This window comes from Streptomyces sp. CNZ287, from assembly GCF_007827615.1.
The window spans coordinates 553553-573794 of sequence record NZ_VISV01000002.1 but is presented as its reverse complement, the minus strand read 5'-3'; the positions used below and the strand labels follow the sequence as shown (position 1 = coordinate 573794).

Below are 20242 nucleotides of genomic sequence, written 5' to 3'. Positions count from 1 at the left end.
CTGGTTGGGGAACGAGTCGACACGGGGGCGGCGATGACATCTGCAGACCGCAGGACCGAGACCACGAAACGGCGAGAGTACCCAGCCATGTGCCAGCACCAGCCACCCTGTCCCACCGCCCAGTCCACCGACCGGGAGGCGGCGCGCCCGGTGGCGCACCATCCGGAGCAGGGCTGGAGCCTCCTCTGCAACGGCGTTCTGCTGTTCGAGGACACCGGCGAGCTGCTGCCCGACGGCCGGATCATCGCGCCGCACCGGCCGCCGAACGCCGACGACGTGACCGCCGCGGCCTGACCTGCCCGGGCGGCGGCACCGGCCGCCGCCCGCCGGCGGGCTCCCGCGGCCGTCCGCACGCTCCGCACGCCGCCGGCCCGGCGCGGGGGCGCCGGGCCGGGTGCCGTACGCGCGCGGGCGTACGTCAGTCGTCGTATTCGTCCAGCGGGGGGCACGAGCACACCAGATTCCGGTCGCCGTAGGCGCCGTCGATCCGGCGCACCGGCGGCCAGTACTTGTCCGCGGGCGTCACCCCGGCCGGGAAGACGGCCTCCGCACGCCCGTACGGGTGCTTCCACTCCCCCGCGAGCTGCGCCGCGGTGTGCGGCGCGCCGACCAGCGGGTTGTCGTCCTTGTCCCACTCCCCCGTGCCGACCCGCTCGATCTCCCGCCGGATCGCGATCATCGCCTCGCAGAACCGGTCGAGTTCGCTCAGGTTCTCGCTCTCGGTCGGCTCGATCATCAGCGTCCCGGCCACCGGGAACGACATCGTCGGGGCGTGGAAGCCGTAGTCGATCAGCCGCTTGGCCACGTCGTCGATGGACACGCCCGTCGCCTTGGTCAGCGGCCGTACGTCGACGATGCACTCGTGCGCGACGAGCCCGCCGGGACCCGTGTACAGCACCGGGAAGTGCGGCTCCAGCCGCTTGGCCACGTAGTTGGCGCCGAGCACCGCGACCTGGCTGGCACGGCGCAGCCCGTCCTCGCCCATGAGCTTCATGTACGCCCACGAGATCGGCAGGATCCCGGCCGAGCCCCACGGCGCCGCCGAGACCGGGCCCACGCCCGTCCCGGGGCCCGCGGCGGGCTGCAGCGGGTGGTTCGGCAGGTACGGGGCCAGGTGCTCGCGGACGGCGACCGGGCCGACACCGGGGCCGCCGCCGCCGTGCGGGATGCAGAACGTCTTGTGCAGGTTCAGGTGCGAGACGTCGCCGCCGAACTTCCCGGGTCCCGCCAGGCCGACGAGCGCGTTGAGGTTGGCGCCGTCCACGTACACCTGGCCGCCGGCGGCGTGCACGGCGTCGCAGATCTCCGTGATGTGCTCCTCGAACACGCCGTGCGTCGAGGGGTAGGTGACCATGAGCACGGCCAGCTCGTCGCCGTACTGCCCGATCTTCGCGCGCAGGTCGTCCACGTCGACCTCGCCGTTCTCCGCGGTCTTCACGACCACGACCTTCATGCCGGCCATCACCGCGGAGGCGGCGTTGGTGCCGTGCGCGGAGGACGGGATGAGGCAGACGGTGCGGCGCTCGTCGCCGTTGGCGCGGTGGTACGCCCGTACCGCCAGCAGGCCCGCCAGCTCGCCCTGCGATCCCGCGTTGGGCTGCAGGGAGACCTTGTCGTAGCCGGTGACGGCGGCCAGGCCCTCCTCGAGCTCGCGGATCAGGGTCAGATAGCCAGCGGCCTGGTCGGCGGGCGCGAAGGGGTGCAGCCCGGCGAACTCGGGCCAGGTGACGGCCTCCATCTCGGCGGTCGCGTTGAGCTTCATCGTGCAGGAGCCGAGCGGGATCATGCCGCGGTCCAGCGCGTAGTCCCGGTCGGCGAGCGTGCGCAGGTAGCGCAGCAGGGCGGTCTCGGAGCGGTGCCGGTGGAAGACCGGGTGGGTCAGGTACTCGTCGGTGCGCAGCAGACCGGCGGGCAGCGCGTCGGCGGTGGCGGCGTCCAGCTCGCCGACGTCCCGGCCGGGGACACCGAAGGCGTCCCAGACGACGGCCAGGTGCTCGCGGACCGTGGTCTCGTCGCAGGAGATGCCGACGTGGTCGGCGTCGGCGAGGCGGAGGTTGACGCCTGCGTTGCGGGCGCGTGCGGTCACCTCGGCGGCCCGGCCGGGGACACGGACGGTGACGGTGTCGAAGAACGCGTCGTGCACCACGTCGGCGCCGCCGGCGCGCAGGCCCGCGGCGAGGACCGCGGCGAAGCGGTGGGTGCGCCGGGCGATGGCCGCCAGGCCCTCGGGGCCGTGGTAGACGGCGTACATCGACGCCATCACGGCGAGCAGCACCTGCGCGGTACAGATGTTGCTGGTGGCCTTCTCGCGGCGGATGTGCTGCTCGCGCGTCTGGAGGGCCAGCCGGTACGCCTGCGCGCCGTCCGTGTCCCTGGAGACGCCGACGAGCCGCCCCGGCAGGCTGCGCGCGAACTTCTCGCGTACGGACATGTAGCCGGCGTGCGGCCCGCCGAAGCCCATCGGAACCCCGAACCGCTGGCTGGAGCCGACCGCGATGTCGGCGCCGAGCGACCCGGGCGAGGTCAGCAGGGTGAGCGCCAGGAGGTCGGCGGCGACGGTGACGACGGCGCCCAGCTCGTGTGCCCGCTCGATGACGGGCGTGAGGTCCCGTACGGCACCGGAGGCGCCTGGGTACTGCAGCAGCACGCCGAAGACGCCGCGCTCGGCGGCCTCGGCGGGGATGCCGCGGGCGAGGTCCGCGACGACGACCTCGACGCCGGTCGGCTCCGCGCGGGTGCGCAGCACGGCGACGGTCTGCGGCAGGGTGTCGGCGTCGACCAGGAAGACGCCGTCCTTGACCTTGCCGACGCGCCGGGAGAGGGCCATCGCCTCGGCGGCGGCCGTGCCCTCGTCGAGCAGGGAGGCGCCGGCGGTGGGCAGCCCGGTGAGGTCGGAGACGACGGTCTGGAAGTTGAGGAGCGCCTCCAGACGGCCCTGGGAGATCTCCGGCTGGTACGGGGTGTACGCCGTGTACCAGGCGGGGTTCTCCATGACATTGCGCAGGATGACCGGCGGCGTGTGGGTGCCGTGGTAGCCGAGGCCGATCATGGAGGTGAGCACCTCGTTGCGCGCCGCCAGGCCGCGCAGCTCGGCCAGCACCTCGGCCTCGGAGCGGGCCGCGGGGAGCGTGAACGCGCCGGTGCCCTTGATCGAGCCGGGTACGGCGGCCTCCGTCAGCTCGTCCAGCGAGCCGTAGCCGACCTGGGCGAGCATCTTGGCCCGGTCGCCCGCGTCCGGTCCTATGTGGCGCTGCTCGAAGGGCGTGCCGCGCTCCAGGGCGGACAGCGGGATGCGGTGGGCGTTCGTCTCGGACAAAGGGGCCTCCTGGTCGCGCGGACCTTCGCGGATGCCCCTGGGCCGGGCACCCGTACGGCCTCCCCCTCTGTCATCCGGACCTGAGAGCTTCACCGGCACGCCCTGACCGGGCGCGGCGCGGCTTGCACCGTCGGTGAGGAGGGGCCGCGCGGCGGCCCGCCCTGCTTTCCAGAGTGACCTCGTCCGTGCGGTACGGGGGCCTGAGAGATTCCGGGGAGGAGTTGCTCCTTCGGCGCCTCCGGCTGGCGGGCGGAGGACTCTCCCGCACGGGGTCTGCAGCCACGATCAGCGTACCAGCGCACGCCCCCGCGCATCCCGGCGCGGGCACCGGCTCCCGTGCGCCCGGGCGGCGCCCGCCGAGTGGCCGCGGGCCGGGTTGTGCCGTTACGTGGAGGCAGCGGAGCTGTGACGAGACGTGGGAGGCACCGTGCAGACCGACATCGACCCCCGGAGCCTGATCGGCGTGCGCGCGTACGACAGCAACGGCGACAAGCTCGGGACCGTCGACGAGGTGTACCTCGACGACGCCACCGGCGCCCCGCAGTGGGCTGCGCTGCGCACGGGTCTCTTCCACCGGGACGCGTTCGTGCCGCTGGGGCCGAGCGAGCTGGCGGACGAAGGGCTGCGGGTGCCGTACGAACGGGAGCTGATCAAGGACGCGCCGGACTTCGGCGTCGGCCGGCATCTCTCCCCCGAGCAGGAACTCCAGCTCTACCACCACTACGGCATGACGCTGCCGCCCGAGGTCGCCAAGACCCGGCCGCAGCAGCCGCAGGACCGGGACTTCGGCGAGGTCGCCGGCTCCGACGACTGACATCCATAGGAGCATCCGGGCCGCCGGGCGTCGGCCGGCGGGCGTCAGCCGCCCGGCACCAGCGGCAGCGGGTCCGCGGGCACAAGCGCCGGGTCGTCCGCGGCGAACGTGCGCACCCGCCCGGGCGCCGAGCCCGGCACCTCGAACCGCACCGTGACCCGGCCGACGCCGCTGCCCTGCACCCAGCCGGGGCCGTGCTCCGCGTGCCGCACGTCCAGCCCCGGCAGCCAGTGCGGCGCCGCCGGCTCCGGCTCCGCCGGGGCGGGCGGCGGGGGCGGCTCCGGCGGCGGCAGCGCCACCGGACCGTCGGCGTCCACCGGACCGTGCTGCACCTCCGGCGCCTGACCGGCCTGCGCGAACAGGTCCTCCTGCGTGAAGTCCGCGAGCCCGCTCACGCCGACGCCCAGCAGCCGCACGCCCGCGGTCGTCTCCACGCTGTCCAGCAGCCGCAGCGCCGCCTCGGTGACCACGGCCGGGTCGTCCGTGGGCCCCCGCAGGGTCTCGGAGCGGGTGAGGGTGGAGAAGTCGTACCTCCGGACCTTGAGGACCACCGTGCGGCCGGAGCGCCCCGCGCCGCGCAGCCGCGTCACGCACCGCCGTGCCAGCCGCTCGACCTCGGTGCGGATCCGGACCCGGTCGGTGAGGTCGACGTCGAAGGTGTCCTCGACGGAGACGGACTTGGTGTCCCGGTCCGCGACCACCGGCCGCGCGTCCAGGCCCAGCGCCATCACGTGGATCCCGGTGCCGTGCGCCTTGCCCAGCAGCCGCACCATCTCGTCCTCGCCGGCGTCCGTGACCTCCCCGACCGTGGTGATCCCGGCCCGGCGCAGCGTGTCCGCCGTCGCCGGGCCGACGCCGGGCAGCGTGCGCACGTTCATCGGCCCGAGCAGCGCCCGCTCGCCGCCCGGCGGGACCACGACGAGCCCGTCGGGCTTGGCCAGCTCGGAGGCGACCTTGGCGAGCATCTTGGAGGCGGCGAGCCCGACGGACCCGGTGAGGCCGGTGGCGGCACGGATGCCGGCGCGCAGCCGGCGCGCCACGTCCCGGCACGCCCCCTCCTCCGCGGGCGTGCCGCCGGCTTCGAGGTCGACGAACGCTTCGTCCAGGCTCAGCGGCTCCACCAGCGGCGACAGCTCCCTGAGCAGTGCCATGACCTGGCCGCTGACCTGCTGGTAGAGCCGGAAGCGGGGGATGAGGAACGCGGCGTTCGGGCAGAGCCTGCGGGCCATGCCCATGGCCATGGCCGAGTGCACCCCGAAGACCCGGGCCTCGTACGACGCGGTGGCCACCACGCCGCGGGGGCCGAGGCCGCCGACTATCACGGCCTTGCCCTGGAGGCTCGGCTTGGCGGCCTGCTCGACGGCGGCATAGAACGCGTCCATGTCCAGGTGCAGGACCGACGGCGCGCTTCTCACACGGTGATGGTCCCCCATGGGTACGACATCGGCCCCGCAGCGGTCGTCAGGCGACCGTGACGGCGCCGTACGGGCCGGGCGCGGGACGCCGCCGGCAAGGCTGCCGGAGGGGCATCAGCCGGCGCGGCTGCGGCGGCGCGCCAGCTCGTCGGCCGCGTTCTGCCCGACCAGCGTCTCGCCGGTGTCGATGTGCTCCGCGTGCAACTGCGCGAGGGCCGCCTGCACGTCGCTCCAGACCACGCCGACGGCGATCCCGAAGATCCCCTGGCCGCCCTGGAGCAGTTCGACGACCTCGTCGGGTGACGTGCACTCGTAGACCGTGGCGCCGTCGCTGATGAGGGTCATCCGCCGCAGCCCGGCCGGTTCCGCGGCGCGCAGGTGGCGCACGGCCGTCCTGATGCTCTGCAACGAGACCCCGGCGTCCAGCAGCCGCTTGACGATCTTGAGGACGACGACGTCGTGGGAGCCGTAGAGCCGCTGGGCGCCCGAGCCGTTCGCAGGCCGGACGCTCGGCTCCACCAGGCCCGTGCGGGCCCAGTAGTCGAGCTGGCGGTACGTGATGCCGGCCGCGGCGCACGCCGCCGGTCCCCGGTAGCCGACCTCGTCCGGGGCCGCGGACGCTGCCTGCGGCCGCCTCGCGGGCTCCGCACCGTGCCCGTACAGCGGCACCGCTCCGCCCCCGCCGGCCCATCTCCCGCCGTCCGTGACCACCACGCCGACCTCCCGCTCCCAGACCTGCCACCCGACGGTAGGCAGTCGCCCCGGGCGCGTCAACGAACGCCACACGGGGCACGCCGGGTGCTCATCACCCTACGGGTGGTTTAGCCGACGGCACCCGTACGGTAGGCCCGGGCGGGCTACCGGGGGGCGCCTCTCACTGGGGGTTCGTACCGAAGTCCTCGGGCGTGATCTGGTCGAGGAACTCGCGGAACTTCTCCACCTCGTCCTCCTGCTCGTCCGGGATCGAGATCCCCGCGTCGTTGAGCACGCCCTCGCTGCCGTAGATCGGCGTGCCGGTACGCAGCGCGAGCGCGATGGCGTCGGAGGGGCGGGCGCTCACCTCGGCGCCGCCGGAGAAGACCAGCTCGGCGTAGAACACGCCCTCCCGCAGGTCGGTGATCCGGACCTCGGACAGCTCCTGGCCGACCGCGTCCAGCACGTTCTTGAACAGGTCATGGGTCAGCGGGCGCGCGGGGGTCATGCCCTGCTGCGCGAAGGCGATCGCCGTCGCCTCCCCAGGACCGATCCAGATGGGGAGGTACCGGTCGCCGCCCACTTCACGCAGGAGAACGATCGGTTGGTTCGAGGGCATTTCCACCCGGACACCCACAACGTCGAGCTCGTTCACACAGCAACCCTAGGCCGACCCCGGCGGTTTTGGGTAGTCGAGCACGGGACCGGTCAGTTGCCGGCGACCCGCAGTGAGGACCGTACGAGGGTCGTGTGCAGCCGCGCGGACAGCTCGATCAGCCGTTCGGCGGTGGATTCCGCGTGGGCCCGCGTCTGCGGGCTGCGGTGCCGCCGCAGCGGGCCGATGACCTGTTCGACGAGGCCGGCCTCGCGGTCCGCGGCGGCCTTGAGGCCGCGCAGGTGGCGCGCCTGCACCCCGTAGCTCCCCAGCTCGGCCACCAGGCGGGCGACCGAGGCCGCGTCCGCGTCGTAGAGCCCGTCGGCGTCCGGGGCGACCAGACCGAATTCTTCCCAGGACGCCAGCTCGTCCTCGCCGACGGCGGCGGTGCGCAGCAGCGTCTCCCGGTCGATACGGGGATCGTGCGGGGCCTCCGCGACGGCGGAGGCCCCGGTCCCGGCGCCGGCCACGGGGTCGGCATCCAACTGCTCACGGATGACCTTGAGCGGCAGGTAGTGATCCCGCTGCATGCGCAGGATCCGGGCCAGCCGCTCGATGTCCGCGGCGCCGAACTTGCGATAGCCGCCCGGCGAGCGCTGCGGCTCCACCAGGCCCTCCGACTCCAGGAAGCGGATCTTGGAGATGGTGACCTCGGGAAACTCCTCGCGGAGCACGGCGAGGACGCCCCCGATGCTCAAGTGCCGGTCGCGCGCCCGGCGTCGGTCCGGCCGGTCCGCTTCCGGAGCGGCGGTGCCGCCCCTCGGGGTGTCGCCCATCGCTTCCGTCCCGTGGTCGTGTGCTCCCCGCCGTCAGGCGGCGCGCCGACTGGCGAAGAACACCAGCCGGAACTTTCCGATCTGCACCTCGTCCCCGCTGGTCAGCTCGAATTCGTCGATCCGCTCGCGGTTGACGTACGTGCCGTTGAGACTGCCGACGTCGGCGACCGAGAACCGGCCGTCAGGGGTCCGGCGGAACTCCACGTGCCGCCGGGAGACCGTGACGTCGTCCAGGAAGATGTCGCTCTGCGGGTGGCGCCCGACGGTGGTCAGCTCGCTGTCCAGCAGGAAGCGCGCCCCGGAGTTGGGGCCGCGGCGGACGACGAGCAGCGCGGAGCCGGGCGGCAGCGCGTCGACGGCCGCCTGCGCCTCGGGCGACAGCGGCGGCAGCGTCTGCCCGCCGCTGGCGACCTCGGCCTCGTATGCCTCGATGCCCGAGATGGAGATCGTGGTGGTGGTCTCCGAGGGACGCTCGGCCACACCGGCCCGCAGCGGGGCGCCGCAGTTGGAGCAGAACCGGCTCGCTTGGGCGTTCCGGGCCCCGCACCTGTTGCATACCGGCAGGTCCATGGACTGTGCCTCCTGCTGCGGAGCGCCCGCAGCGGCGTCGGGCGGATGCGAGCCGGGGGCGAACCCTCCACCCGCACTTGAGGTTGACGGTTCCCCGAAACCTATGCGGCCCGACGCGGCAGGGTCAACATAAGACTCGCCCTGACCACCCGAAATGTCGCCGGGCGGCGGAGGCGCCTGATCCCGGTACAAGGCGCGCTCGCCGGCCTCGCCGCCCTGGGACGCGGCGCGGTGCCGGCCCGGCCGATCCGCCGAGCCCCTCCCGAACAACTTAGCGAACAACTTCACGGGCGATTTCCCCTTGACCGTCGGACAGGCCCGTGTACGAGCAGGTCACTCGACACGCGCATCAGCGGCACCGGACATTCACTGAACGTCCACAACCCCCGGACAGTTTCCCCTACGCGACCGCAGCCGATGCGTCGACCCCCCGTAACCTTGAGGTCACGACGACGACCGAGCGTAGTCAGGCCGCTTCTCCCGCCGCAAGGCGTCCACGAGGACCGTGTCCCGGGGCTCGATGGACACCGTAGCCTGCTCCTCCTCCATGGTCTGAACCACCCCACCGGGGATGTTCAGCGCGGGCTCCAGATCCTCGGCCCGGCCGATCACGCGGAAGACGTACGGCTGGGAGACCCGGCGGCCGTCGATCTCCACGTCGCTCTCGCCGGCGTCCGCGAAGTGCGTGCCCGCGACCACGCGTACGCCGTTGATCTGGATCGCCTCCGCGCCGGCCGCGCGCAGCTCCTGGATCGTGTCCAGCAGCATGTCCGCCTCGACGGCGCCCTCGGGGCCGCGGACGGTGATCTCGATGCCGGGGCCCTCGGCGGCGACCGTGCCGGCCAGCACGCCGAGCTGGCGCTCCTTGGCCTCGGTCTGGCGGCGCGCCTCCTCCGCCTGGTCGGAGCTGTTCTCCAGCTCCGCCTTCTGGTCCTCCAGCCGCTCCCGCTCGTCTTCGAGGCGCTGGGTGCGGTCGTCCAGCTCGTCGAGGATCCGTACCAGGTCCTCCTGGCGGGCGCCGCGCAGCGCGCTGGACTCTCCTGTGGAGCGGACCTGGATGGCCAGGCCCAGGCCGAGGACGAACAGCAGCAGGGCGACGATCAGTTGCGAGCGGGTCAGCCGGAGCGGCCACACGGCGTCGACCAGGCGGCGCCGGCCGGCGCCCAGCTCCGGCTCGGGCGGGGAGGACGGCTCGGGAGGCGCGGAGCGCTCGGCGGGCGCGGTGCGCTCGGGCGGCGCAGGAGGGCCGGGGAGCTGCGGCGCGGGTGGCCGCCGCTGCATGGGCGGACGCTGCTGCGGCGCCGGGGGGCGCGGCTGCCCGGGAGGCTGCTGCTGACCCGGAGGCTGCTGCGCCCGGGGCTTCCGGGGCGGCTGCTGGGCCGGCGGCCGCTGTACGGGCGGCTGCGGCCCCTCGGACCTCTGCTGCGGCGGCTCCGGCCGCTGCGGTGGCGGCTTGCGCGGCGGCTGGTCGCGCGGGTGGCGCGGCGGCGGGTGCTCGCGCGAGGCGTGCCGCGGCGGCTGGTGCCGGGGCGCGGGCGGGCGCGGCGGTGTGGGCGGTACGCCCGGCGTGCCCTGCGGGTACGCGGCGGGCGGGTCGCCCGGGCGCGGGGACTTCGGCGGAGTCTCGTCGGACACGGGCATCACGCCTGGAAGACGTGCCGCCGGATGGCGGCGGCGTTGGAGAAGATCCGGATTCCGAGGACGACCACGACGCCCGTGGAGAGCTGCGCGCCGACGCCCAGCTTGTCGCCGAGGAAGACGATCAGCGCGGCCACGACGACGTTCGACAGGAACGACACCACGAAGACCTTGTCGTCGAAGATCCCGTCGAGCATGGCCCGCAGCGCTCCGAAGACCGCGTCGAGCGCGGCGACGACGGCGATGGGCAGGTACGGCTCCAGGCCCGCCGGCACCACGGGCTGGACCACGAGGCCCATGACGATGCCCGCGACAAGGCCCAGTACGGCGATCACGAGGGGTTGTTCTCCTTCGGTTCTGCGTGGCGTAGGGACAGGCCGGTGGCGGCCGGCAGCCGGAGGTCGTCGCGTGCGGAGACCCCGGCCCTGATGCCGTAGTTGTCCCGGAGTACGTCCAGGTAGTGGCCGTCGGCGTTCTCCCGGAACCGCTCCAGGAGGGCTTCGCCGTCGCCGATGGCGAGCACCGTGTACGGCGGCGCCAGCGGGCGGTTGTCGACGAGGATGGCGTCGCCGGCCGCGCGGATCGCGGACAAGGCGGTGAGCCGGCGGCCGTTGACGGAGACGGCCTCGGCGCCGGCGAGCCAGAGGCCGTTGACGATGCGCTGCAGGTCGCGGTCGCGCACCCGGCCGTCGTCGGCGAAGCTCGTGGAGCTGCGGGGGCCGCCGGTCGCGCCGGTGCCCGCGTCGGCGGCGTCGTCCACCACGAGGCGTACGCCGGGGCCCCGGGCCTCGGCGGCGCCGGCCAGCAGCGCGAGCAGCGCCGCCTGGTCGCTGCCGTTCTCCTCCAGCGCCTCGCGCTGCCGGTCGGCCACCTCGCCGTGCAGTCGCTCGACCGCGCGGTCGAGGTCGTCCGCCGCGGCGGTCCTGTCCTCGACCCGCTCGATCAGCTCCTCGCGCTCCCGGGCGAGGTCGGGTGCCTCGATCCGCGCCTCGGCGGCTCCGACGGTGAGGACGAGGGCGGTCAGCACCAGGCCGGCGGCGAGCCAGGCCCGCCCGCGCAGGCGCTGCGGAAGCCGCTCGCCGCGCGGGCGGGCACCGTGGCGCGCGGCGGCCTCGGCGTACCCGTCGTCCAGGCTGTGATCCATCAGCCGGGTCAGCAGCGACATGGAGGCGTCCGGACGGGGGCGTGCCGGTGCGCTGCTCCGTTCGGGGGGCTGCTGCGGCATGCCGGACATCGTTGCACGCCGGGAGCCCCTATGGTGCCGCGACCCCTGGGTTGGGTGAACTCTCGCTCCGCTGTGCCCGCGTCAGTCGCCGCTCCCGTCGACGACCGCCGCCCACTCGTCGAGCAGGGCTTCGGCGGACGCCTGGTCGGGTCCCTCGGCCCACAGGTGCGTGACCGCCTCGGCGCGGTCCGGCAGCACCAGCACCCAGCGGCCGTCGGGCTCCACGACCCGTACGCCGTCGGTGGTGTCGACCTCGCGGGAGCCCGCGGCCTCCACCACCCGGCGCATGACCATCCCCTTGACGGCCCACGGGGTCGCGAGGTCGCGGCAGAGCACGTACGCCTGCGGGATGCGGGCGTCGATCTGGCTGAGGGTGAGCTGCGTGCGTGCGACCAGGCCGGTGAGCCGGGCGAAGGCGGCCGCGCCGTCGAAGACGGAGGAGAACTCCGGGATGATGAAGCCGCCGCGGCCGTCGCCGCCGAAGACGGCGTCGTCCATCCGCGCCACCCGCGCCAGGTCGTCAGGCGAGGTCGTGGTCCACTCCACCTGGGTGCCGTGGTACGCGGCCACCTGCTCGGCGATACGCGTCGTCGTCACCGGCAACGCCACCCGGCCGCTGCGCCGTTCCGCCGCGACCAGGTCGAGCATGACCAGCAGCGCCCGGTCGTCCTCGACGATCCGGCCCTTCTCGTCGACCAGCGAGATGCGCTCGCCGACCGGGTCGAAGCGCACGCCGAAGGCGGCCCGCGCGGAGGACACGATCTCGCCGAGGCGGACGAGGCCGGCGCGGCGCGACTGCGGTGTCTCGGTCGGCCGGGACTCGTCCAGGCCCGGGTTGATGGTGAGCGCGTCCACGCCGAGGCGGCCGAGGAGGCTCGGGAGCACCAGGCCGGCGCTGCCGTGCGAGGCGTCCACGACGACCTTGAGGCCGGCCTCGGCGATGCCCGCGGTGTCCACGGCGCGCAGCAGGGAGCCGGTATAGGAGTCGAAGACGCTGGCGGGGAAGCTCAGGTCGCCGATCTCGCCGGGGAACGCGCGGCGGTACTCCTGGCGGGCGTAGACGCGGTCGAGCTTGCGCTGCGCGGCCTGCGAGAGGTCGGCGCCGCGCTCGTCGAGGAACATGATGTCGACGGAATCCTGTACGCCCGGGGTGGTGCGGATCATGATGCCGCCCGCGCTGCCGCGCGCGGTCTGCTGCCGGGCCACGGGCAGCGGCACGTTCTCCAGGTCCCGTACGTCTATGGCGCTGGCCTGGAGCGCGGAGATCACCGCGCGCTTGAGCGCCCGGGCGCCGCGGGAGTGGTCGCGGGCGGTGGTGACGCTGGAGCCCTTCTTCAGCGTGGTCGCGTACGCGCCCGCCAGCCGCACGGCGAGCTCGGGGGTGATCTCCACGTTGAGGATGCCGGAGACGCCGCGGGCGCCGAAGAGGTGGGCCTGACCGCGCGACTCCCAGATCACCGAGGTGTTGACGAAGGCGCCCGCTTCGATGGTCTTGAAGGGGTAGACGCGCACATTGCCCTGGATGATCGATTCTTCGCCGATCAGGCACTCGTCTCCGATGACGGCGCCGTCCTCGATCCGCGCGGCGCGCATGACGTCGGTGTTCTTGCCGATGACGCAGCCGCGGAGGTTGGTGTGGCCGCCGATGTAGACGTTGTCGTGGACGACGGCGCGGTGCAGGAACGCGCCCTGCTTGACGACGACGTTGGAGCCGAGGACCGAGTGCTCGCGGACCTCGGCGCCCTGCTCGACCTTGGCGTAGTCGCCGATGTAGAGCGGGCCGCGCAGGACGGCCTCGGGGTGCACCTCGGCGCCCTCGGCGACCCAGACGCCGGGCGAGATCTCGAAGCCGTCGAGATCGAGGTCGACCTTGCCCTCCAGCACGTCGGCCTGGGCCTTCACGTAGCTCTCATGGGTGCCGACGTCCTCCCAGTAGCCCTCCGCCACGTAGCCGTAGATGGGCTTGCCGTCCTTCATCAACTGCGGGAAGACGTCGCCCGACCAGTCGACAGAGGTGTCGGCCTCGACGTAGTCGAAGACCTCGGGCTCCATCACGTAGATGCCGGTGTTGACGGTGTCGGAGAAGACCTGGCCCCACGTGGGCTTCTCCAGGAAGCGCTCGACCTTGCCCTCCTCGTCGACGATGGTGATGCCGAACTCCAGCGGGTTGGGGACCCGGGTGAGGCAGACGGTGACGAGCGCGCCCTTCTCGCGGTGGAACGCGATCAGGTCGGTGAGGTCGAAGTCGGTGAGCGCGTCGCCGGAGATGACCAGGAACGAGTCGTCCTTCAGGGCCTCCTCGGCGTTCTTCACGCTGCCCGCGGTGCCCAGCGGACGGTCCTCGTTGGCGTACGTGAGCTCCATGCCGAGCTCCTCGCCGTCCCCGAAGTAGTTCCGCACCAGGGAGGCGAGGAACTGGACGGTCACCACCGTCTCCGTCAGCCCGTGGCGTTTGAGCAGCCGCAGGACGTGCTCCATGATCGGCCGGTTCACCACCGGCAGCAGGGGCTTGGGCATGCTCGCGGTCATGGGGCGCAGGCGGGTGCCTTCGCCCCCAGCCATCACGACGGCCTTCATATCGGAAGCGTCCTCCTTGGACGTGAGACGGCGATGCGGCTGCCGCCTAGTCGGGGGTGGTGTCCGCGCGGGCGTCCTCTCGGATGAGACGGCGCACCTGGATGAGGTAGAGGCCGCCGGCCCACCAGTACAGCGCTGTACCCCAGCCGGCGAACGCCCATCCGAAAATAGCAGAGAGTGACGACACCCATCCACTTGCGTCACTGAGGAGGAGCAACGGGAAGGCGTACATCAGGCAGAAGGTGGCGGACTTGCCCAGGAAGTTCACCTGGGGCGGCGGGTAGCCGTGCCGGCCGAGCAGCCAGACCGCCACCCCGACGATCGCGTCGCGGGAGAGCAGCAGGATGGTGAGCCACAGCGGGAGGATCCCGCGCCAGGTCAGGCCGACGAGGGTGGCCAGGATGTAGAGCCGGTCGGCGGCCGGGTCCAGGATGCGGCCCAGGTTCGAGACCTGGTTCCAGCGCCGCGCCAGCTTGCCGTCGAGGTAGTCGCTGACGCCGCTGAAGGCGAGGATCGCCAGCGCCCAGCCGTCGGCGTTCGGGCCGCCGAACTCCGGCCAGAGGATGAGCCACAGGAAGACCGGCACCAGGACGAGCCGGGACATGCTCAGGAGATTGGGGACGGTGAAGATCCGGTCCTTCGACTCAGCCGTCTCCTGGGCCTCCACCCGCGTGCCTCCCCGTCCGTTCCCGCCGGTGCCGCCAGACGCGCCGACGATGCGCTCTGACCTTACCCGTCGGCGGGAACGGGCCCGCGCCCAGGCCGGTTCGGGAGGCTGGGCACCGGGCCGCGCGGGGGGCGGTTCGGCGGACTGCCCGGAGGACGGGAGAGGGCTGGGCGCGGTCGGCTTCCCTCCGCACGGAATGACAAATTCCGATTGGTTACGCTTCAGGAGCGGCGCGGACCCCACGGACGCGGGCGGCGCCGACCCCCCGCTGTTTTCTGGAGGCCCCGGCATGACCCAAGTCTCGTCCCCGCTCACCGGCCGCGCCATCGGGCTCGCCGCCGTGCCCGACCCGGTCTTCTCCGGGGGGATGGTCGGTCCCGGCACCGCCGTGGATCCCGAGCGCGGGACTTCCGAGGCGGTCGCGCCGATCGGCGGCCTGGTGCTCTCCCTGCGCCCGCACGTCTTCGTCGTCGTGGACGACGAGGGGCACGGGGTGCTCATCCACCTCGGCATCGACACCGTGCAGCTCAACGGCGAGGGCTTCGAACTGCTCGTCGCCAAGGGCGACCGGGTCGAGCGCGGGCAGCCCGTCGTCCGCTGGGACACCGTCGCCGTCGAGGAGGCCGGGAAGTCGCCGATCTCGCCGGTGGTGGCGCTGGAGGCGGCAGAGGGCGCGCTGTCCGCGGTGGCGGAGGACGGGGAGATCAAGGCCGGTGAGACGCTGTTCACCTGGGGGTGACGAGCCGGAGCTGACCGATCGGCGGGCCCCGGCGCCGCGGCCCGTGCGCGTACGACAGCCGCGGCGGGACGCCGCCGCGCACTTGCGGAAGACTGGTGACATGGAGACGACCCTGCAAGGCGTCGGCGTGAGCCACGGGGTGGCGATCGGCGAGGCACGGCACATGGGCACGGCGGTGCTCGAACCGCCGGCGAAGCAGATTCCCGCGGCGGAGGCGCCGCGCGAGCAGGAGCGGGTGCGCAAGGCCGTGGAGGCGGTGGCCGCCGATCTGGTGGCACGCGGCAACCTGGCCGGCGGCGAGGCGCAGGCCGTGCTGGAAGCGCAGGCCATGATCGCGCAGGATCCGGAGCTGGCGGCGGACGTGGAGCGGCGGATCGCCGTCGGCTCCTCCGCGGAGCGCGCGGCGTACGACGCCTTCGCGGCGTACCGCGAACTGCTCGCCGGAGCCGGGGAGTACATGGCCGGGCGGGTCGCCGACCTGGACGACGTGCGCAACCGGATCGTCGCCCGGCTGCTGGGCGTGCCGATGCCGGGGGTACCGGACAGTGACGAGCCGTACGTGCTGATCGCCCGCGACCTCGCGCCCGCCGACACCGCGCTCCTCGACCCCTCGCTCGTCCTCGGCTTCGTCACCGAGGAGGGCGGGCCGACGAGCCACAGCGCGATCCTCGCCCGCGCGCTCGGCGTGCCCGCGGTGGTGGCGCTGCCGGGCGCCGTCGAGCTGGCGGAGGGGACCGTCGTGGCCGTCGACGGCTCGACCGGCGAGGTGTTCGTCGCACCCGGTCCCGAGAAGCGCGCGGAGATGGAGCAGATGGCGGCCGAGCGTAAGGCGGCACTGGCGGCGGCCTCCGGCCCCGGGGCGACCTCCGACGGGCACGAGGTGCCGCTGCTGGCGAATATCGGCGGCCCGGCGGACGTGCCGGCGGCCGTCGCGGCGGGCGCGGAGGGCGTGGGGCTGTTCCGCACGGAGTTCCTGTTCCTGGACGACAGCAGGACGGCGCCGTCGGAGCAGGCGCAGATCACCGCATACCGCCAGGTGCTGGAGGCGTTCCCGGAGGGGCGCGTCGTCGTACGCGTCCTGGACGCGGGCGCCGACAAGCCGCTGGAGTTCCTCACTCCGGCCGACGAGCCGAACCCGGCGCTCGGCGTCCGCGGGCTGCGGTCCCTCCTGGCCCACCCCGACGTGCTGCGCACGCAGCTCACCGCGCTGTCCAAGGCGGCGGCCGGGCTGCCGGTGTACCTCGAAGTGATGGCGCCGATGGTGGCGGACCGGCAGGATGCCGCGGACTTCGCGGCTGCGTGCCGGTCCGCCGGGCTGCCGGCGAAGGCCGGGGCGATGGTGGAGATCCCGGCGGCGGCGCTGCGGGCGCGGGCGATCCTCCGGGAGGTCGAGTTCCTTTCGCTGGGCACGAACGACCTGGCGCAGTACGCCTTTGCCGCCGACCGGGAGGTGGGGGCGGTGTCGCGGCTCCAGGACCCGTGGCAGCCGGCGCTGCTGGACCTGGTGTCCTTCGCGGCGGAGGGAGCCAAGGCGGAGGGCAAGAGCTGCGGGGTGTGCGGCGAGGCGGCGTCGGACCCGCTGCTGGCGTGCGTGCTGACGGGGCTGGGGGTGACGTCGCTGTCGATGGGCGCGGCGGCGATCCCGTACGTCCGGGCGACGCTGGCGAAGCACACGCTGGCACAGTGCGAGCGCGCGGCGTCGGCGGCGCGGGCGGCGGACACGGCGGAGGAGGCCAGGGAGGCCGCGCGGGCGGTCCTGTCGGGCGAGTAGGGGCCGTTCCCCGACCCCGCCACTTCCCGAAACCGGGGCTATCGCCCCGGACCCCGCACGGCGCGGCCCTCGGGGGCCCCGGCAGCTCGCGGGCAGCCACCCCCTCCTCCCCGCCCTCATCGGTGGCAGCCCTTCTCCGGGCGGGGCAGCGGGGTGCCGGCGCTGTAGGTGACGCCGGGTTCCGGGGGCAGGGGGGCGCCCGTTCTCGCGTTGGTGCAGTACGCCGCGTAGACCTCCTTCTCCGTCAACGGGGCCAGCCAGCCGTCCCGCAGCCGCCAGCCCCGGACCGACTCCCCGCCGTCCGACCCCGTCGTACGGGCCACCACCCCGCCCGTGCCCGACGTGGCGATGCCCGCCGCCAGCACGAGCCGCAGCGCCTCGCCGTCCGGCGGGCGGAGGCGCGGCGGGCCCGGCGGGTCCGCGCTGCGGGCCACCGCGACGAGCGGGAAGCCCGCCGAGCGGACCGTGGCCACCACGTGCTGCCCGCCCGGGCCCAGGGCCCCCGTCAGCCGGTCGACCAGCAGGCCCGCGCGGGCCAGTGCCGCATCGGCCCGGTGCTCGCCGCAGTCCTCGCAGCGGCCCGCCGCCGCCAGCAGCGTCGCCGCGCGCTCGCGGGAGCGGCTGCGGGCCGCCGCGTCGAGGAGTTGGGGCACCAGGCGGTCCATCGGCTGGCCCCCGTACGCCACCGCCGGGCCGCGGGCGGCGGACTCCGCCACGTAGCGGCAGCGGCTCGCCGGGGTGTCCGGCTCCAGGCCCCGTTCCGCGCAGAAGCGGGCGAAGCCCGGCGGGTCGAAGAGCGCCACCGTCGTGTACGCCCCCTGCGTCGCCCGGGCCCGCAGGATGCCCTCGACCTGCCGCAGATACGCCGCGTGGTCGTCGAAGAGAAAGCTCGCATACCGCCGCATCTCCGCGAAATCCGCCGCATCCGCCAGCAGCCCCACCGCACCCGGCATCTCCCGGCGCAGCAGCCGGGCATCCGTCCTCGTACGCACCATGACTCCCCCTCTACGGAACGCAACCGATCACTACGCACCGTAATCGAGGGGTCTGACAATCCCCGCGGGATCAGCTCCGCGACCGCGCCAGCCGCTCGTAGAACCTCAGCAGGTCCACCCGGTCCACCGATCCCGGATTGACCGCCTTCTCCAGCGGCGTGCCCTGCAGCATCCGCTTCACCGGCACCTCCAGCCGCTTGCCGGTCAGCGTGTGCGGCACGCCCTCCACCTCGATCACCTCGTCCGGCACGTGCCGCGGCGAGAGCTGCTCGCGGAGCGCGGCGCGGATCCGGCCCCGCAGGCCGTCGTCCAGCCGTGCATCCGTGGTCAGTTGGACGAAGAGCGGCATCCAGTAGCCGCCGTCCGGCTGCTCCACGCCGATGACGAGGGACTCCCGCACCTCCGGCAGCCGCTCCACCACCTCGTAGATGTCCGCGGAACCCATGCGCACGCCCTGCCGGTTCAGCGTCGAGTCGGAGCGCCCGTGGATGACGACGGAGCCGCGTGACGTGAGCGTGATCCAGTCGCCGTGCCGCCACACGCCGGGGTACGTGGAGAAGTAGCTGTCCCGGTAGCGCTCGCCGTCCGGGTCGTTCCAGAACCGTACGGGCATCGAGGGCATCGGCTGCGTCACCACCAGCTCGCCCACCTCGTCCGTCACCGGCTCACCCGCCGGATCCCACGCCTGGAGGTCCGTGGCCAGACACGCCGCCTGCAACTCGCCGATGTGCACCGGCAGCGTCGGCACCGCGCCGGCGAAGCAACTGCACACGTCCGTGCCGCCGCTGACCGACGCGATCCACATGTCCGCGGGACCCGCGGGTCCCGCCCGGTGGAACTCGTCGTGGATCCAGCGGAATCCGTCCGGCGGCAGCGGCGAGCCCGTCGTGGCCACGCACCGCACCCGCGTCAGGTCCAGGTCGCGGCCCGGGTGCACGTCCGCCTTGCGGCAGGCCATGACGTACGCCGCGGAGGTGCCGAAGAACGTCGCCTCCGTGCGCTCCGCGACCCGCCACTGCGCCGCGACGTCCGGATGGCCGGGGCTGCCGTCGTACGTGATCACGGTGGCGCCCACCAGGAGGCCGGAGACGAGGAAGTTCCACATCATCCAGCCGGTGGAGGTGTACCAGAAGAAGCGGTCGCCCGGGCCGAGGTCGCAGTGCAGCGCGAGCTGCTTCAGGTGCTCCAGCAGGATGCCGCCCTGGGACTGCACGATCGCCTTGGGCAGTCCTGTGGTGCCGGAGGAGTACAGCACCCACAGCGGGTGGTCGAAAGGCACCTGCTCGAAGACCGGTTCCGCGCCCGTGGCCACCAGCGCGTCCCACTCCAGCGCGCCCTCGGGCGGGACCGTGCCGAGCAGCGGGACGTGCACGACGGCGCGCAGGGTGGGCAGTTCGCGGCGGAGTTCGGCGACGGTCTCGCGGCGGTCGTGCTCCTTGCCGCCGTAGCGGTAGCCGTCGACGGTGACGAGCACCACCGGCTCCACCTGGCGGAAGCGGTCCAGGACGCTGCGGGCGCCGAAGTCCGGTGAGCAGGAGGTCCACACGGCGCCGACGGCGGCGGTCGCCAGCAGCGCAACGACGGCCTGCGGGATGTTCGGCAGGTACGCGCCCACGCGGTCCCCGGGCCGCACGCCGAGCCGGCGCAGCTCCGCCGCCAGCGAGCCGACCTGCGCCCGCAGCTCCGCCCGGCTCACGGGCTGGGGCCCGGCGCCCTCGGCGACGTGCAGCAGCGCGGGTCCCGCTGCGGTGCCGGCGTCGCGCAGCGCGTGCTCCGCGTAGTTGAGCCGGGCGCCGGGGAACCATGAGGCGCCCGGCATCGCGGCATCCGCGAGGACCGTCTCGTACGGGCTGGAGAACCGGACGTCGAACCACTCGGCCGCCGCCCGCCAGAACCGCTCCAGGCCGCCGTCCGGCGCCACCGACCAGCGGTGCAGCGCCGCGTAGTTCGCCTCCGGGTCACCGGGTACCGGCGCCGGCGCGCCGTGGTGCTCCGCGGCCCAGCGGTGGAAGCGGGTGAGCTGCGCGTCGTCGATGCGCTCCGGACCGGGCCGCCACAGCGCCGCGGGCGGCTCGGACGCAGCGGAGCCCGCGGACGGCGCGGACGGAGCGGACGGTTCGGTGGGCGGCTGGCTCGGCATGGCGTGACTCCCGTGGTACGGCATCCGCATGAGGGACTGCGCCGCCGCCGGCCCGGTGGGGCGGCCTCGGCGCGCACGGAGCACCCGGCGAGGGTGGCCGGTGCTCCGGTGAGACGATGCCACGTGATCGAAAGCGGCACCAGTACGACCCGTCCGTGCCGTCGTACGACCCGCGCGGGGGGCTCACGACCGCACTCCCGGTGAACAGCGGTTGAACTCTCTCGCCCGCCGTGGTGTGCGATGGCAGGCTG

17 protein-coding genes and 1 riboswitch are annotated in these 20242 nt (G+C 73.8%); of the genes, 4 read left to right on the top strand and 13 right to left on the bottom strand.

Features of this window, described 5'->3' with window-relative positions; translation table 11 throughout:
- Positions 1-87 precede the first annotated feature (87 nt).
- The gene (locus FB457_RS06680) at positions 88-294 is read left to right on the top strand and encodes a DUF5999 family protein (protein WP_047014426.1); all 207 of its coding nucleotides are present in this window, start codon (positions 88-90) and stop codon (positions 292-294) included.
- Between the two features lie 124 nt (positions 295-418).
- Here FB457_RS06680 and gcvP read toward each other — a convergent pair whose 3' ends face one another.
- Entirely contained in the window at positions 419-3316 is a 2898-nt protein-coding gene (gcvP, locus tag FB457_RS06675) for an aminomethyl-transferring glycine dehydrogenase (protein ID WP_145781154.1), read from the bottom strand.
- Positions 3317-3494: 178 nt separating this feature from the next.
- A riboswitch (glycine riboswitch) is annotated at positions 3495-3591 on the bottom strand.
- A 152-nt stretch (positions 3592-3743) separates the two neighbouring features.
- On the opposite strand from gcvP, the gene FB457_RS06670 reads away from it, so the two are divergent.
- Positions 3744-4130 (top strand): PRC-barrel domain-containing protein, encoded by a 387-nt coding sequence (locus FB457_RS06670; protein ID WP_173534813.1) that lies wholly within the window; start codon positions 3744-3746, stop codon positions 4128-4130.
- A gap of 44 nt (positions 4131-4174) precedes the next feature.
- Here FB457_RS06670 and FB457_RS06665 read toward each other — a convergent pair whose 3' ends face one another.
- The 10 genes from FB457_RS06665 to clsA all read right to left on the bottom strand — a co-directional run bounded on the left by FB457_RS06665 (position 4175) and on the right by clsA (position 14346).
- Positions 4175-5545, bottom strand: coding sequence for a DNA polymerase IV (locus tag FB457_RS06665; RefSeq protein ID WP_047014429.1), 1371 nt, complete (start codon positions 5543-5545; stop codon positions 4175-4177).
- A 114-nt stretch (positions 5546-5659) separates the two neighbouring features.
- On the bottom strand, positions 5660-6208 hold the full coding sequence (locus FB457_RS06660) for a MerR family transcriptional regulator (protein ID WP_047019709.1): 549 nt from the start codon (positions 6206-6208) through the stop codon (positions 5660-5662).
- 211 nt (positions 6209-6419) lie between these two features.
- Positions 6420-6893, bottom strand: a complete 474-nt coding sequence (locus FB457_RS06655) for a bifunctional nuclease family protein (protein WP_026276413.1) — start codon at positions 6891-6893, stop codon at positions 6420-6422.
- Between the two features lie 53 nt (positions 6894-6946).
- Positions 6947-7669 carry a transcriptional regulator FtsR gene (gene ftsR, locus FB457_RS06650; RefSeq protein ID WP_145781153.1) on the bottom strand — a complete coding sequence of 241 codons (723 nt, stop codon included), beginning with the start codon at positions 7667-7669 and terminating at the stop codon, positions 6947-6949.
- Between the two features lie 33 nt (positions 7670-7702).
- On the bottom strand, positions 7703-8527 hold the full coding sequence (locus FB457_RS06645; protein WP_078898119.1) for a double zinc ribbon and FHA domain-containing protein: 825 nt from the start codon (positions 8525-8527) through the stop codon (positions 7703-7705).
- A 156-nt stretch (positions 8528-8683) separates the two neighbouring features.
- Complete coding sequence (locus FB457_RS06640; protein WP_047014432.1) at positions 8684-9520, bottom strand: DUF881 domain-containing protein; 837 nt, start codon at positions 9518-9520, stop codon at positions 8684-8686.
- Positions 9521-9879: 359 nt separating this feature from the next.
- On the bottom strand, positions 9880-10212 hold the full coding sequence (locus tag FB457_RS06635) for a small basic family protein (protein ID WP_027744874.1): 333 nt from the start codon (positions 10210-10212) through the stop codon (positions 9880-9882).
- Positions 10209-11102 (bottom strand): DUF881 domain-containing protein, encoded by an 894-nt coding sequence (locus FB457_RS06630; RefSeq protein ID WP_253911117.1) that lies wholly within the window; start codon positions 11100-11102, stop codon positions 10209-10211. Before FB457_RS06630 ends, FB457_RS06635 begins: the two co-directional genes overlap by 4 nt.
- A gap of 81 nt (positions 11103-11183) precedes the next feature.
- Positions 11184-13679, bottom strand: coding sequence for a mannose-1-phosphate guanyltransferase (locus tag FB457_RS06625; RefSeq protein WP_047014434.1), 2496 nt, complete (start codon positions 13677-13679; stop codon positions 11184-11186).
- A gap of 46 nt (positions 13680-13725) precedes the next feature.
- Positions 13726-14346 (bottom strand): cardiolipin synthase ClsA, encoded by a 621-nt coding sequence (gene clsA / locus FB457_RS06620; protein ID WP_047014435.1) that lies wholly within the window; start codon positions 14344-14346, stop codon positions 13726-13728.
- Positions 14347-14635: 289 nt separating this feature from the next.
- Here clsA and FB457_RS06615 point away from each other — a divergent pair, with 289 nt between their 5' ends.
- Together FB457_RS06615 and ptsP are read left to right on the top strand one after the other, a co-directional pair.
- Entirely contained in the window at positions 14636-15085 is a 450-nt protein-coding gene (locus FB457_RS06615) for a PTS sugar transporter subunit IIA (RefSeq protein ID WP_047014436.1), read from the top strand.
- A 100-nt stretch (positions 15086-15185) separates the two neighbouring features.
- Positions 15186-16856, top strand: a complete 1671-nt coding sequence (ptsP, locus tag FB457_RS06610) for a phosphoenolpyruvate--protein phosphotransferase (RefSeq protein WP_047014437.1) — start codon at positions 15186-15188, stop codon at positions 16854-16856.
- A gap of 116 nt (positions 16857-16972) precedes the next feature.
- Here ptsP and FB457_RS06605 read toward each other — a convergent pair whose 3' ends face one another.
- Positions 16973-17851, bottom strand: coding sequence for a hypothetical protein (locus tag FB457_RS06605; RefSeq protein WP_047014438.1), 879 nt, complete (start codon positions 17849-17851; stop codon positions 16973-16975).
- A 70-nt stretch (positions 17852-17921) separates the two neighbouring features.
- Positions 17922-19991, bottom strand: coding sequence for an acetoacetate--CoA ligase (locus tag FB457_RS06600; protein WP_145781151.1), 2070 nt, complete (start codon positions 19989-19991; stop codon positions 17922-17924).
- Between the last annotated feature and the right edge of the window lie 251 nt (positions 19992-20242).

Coding starts and splice junctions, on each gene's coding strand:
- FB457_RS06605 (WP_047014438.1), bottom strand. CDS start 17,851: ATGGTGCGTACGAGGACGGATGCCCGGCTGCTGCGCCGGGAGATGCCG.
- FB457_RS06615 (WP_047014436.1), top strand. CDS start 14,636: ATGACCCAAGTCTCGTCCCCGCTCACCGGCCGCGCCATCGGGCTCGCC.
- FB457_RS06680 (WP_047014426.1), top strand. CDS start 88: ATGTGCCAGCACCAGCCACCCTGTCCCACCGCCCAGTCCACCGACCGG.
- FB457_RS06640 (WP_047014432.1), bottom strand. CDS start 9,520: ATGCAGCGGCGGCCACCCGCGCCGCAGCTCCCCGGCCCTCCTGCGCCG.
- FB457_RS06630 (WP_253911117.1), bottom strand. CDS start 11,102: ATGCCGCAGCAGCCCCCCGAACGGAGCAGCGCACCGGCACGCCCCCGT.
- ptsP (WP_047014437.1), top strand. CDS start 15,186: ATGGAGACGACCCTGCAAGGCGTCGGCGTGAGCCACGGGGTGGCGATC.
- FB457_RS06600 (WP_145781151.1), bottom strand. CDS start 19,991: ATGCCGAGCCAGCCGCCCACCGAACCGTCCGCTCCGTCCGCGCCGTCC.
- ftsR (WP_145781153.1), bottom strand. CDS start 7,669: ATGGGCGACACCCCGAGGGGCGGCACCGCCGCTCCGGAAGCGGACCGG.
- FB457_RS06625 (WP_047014434.1), bottom strand. CDS start 13,679: ATGAAGGCCGTCGTGATGGCTGGGGGCGAAGGCACCCGCCTGCGCCCC.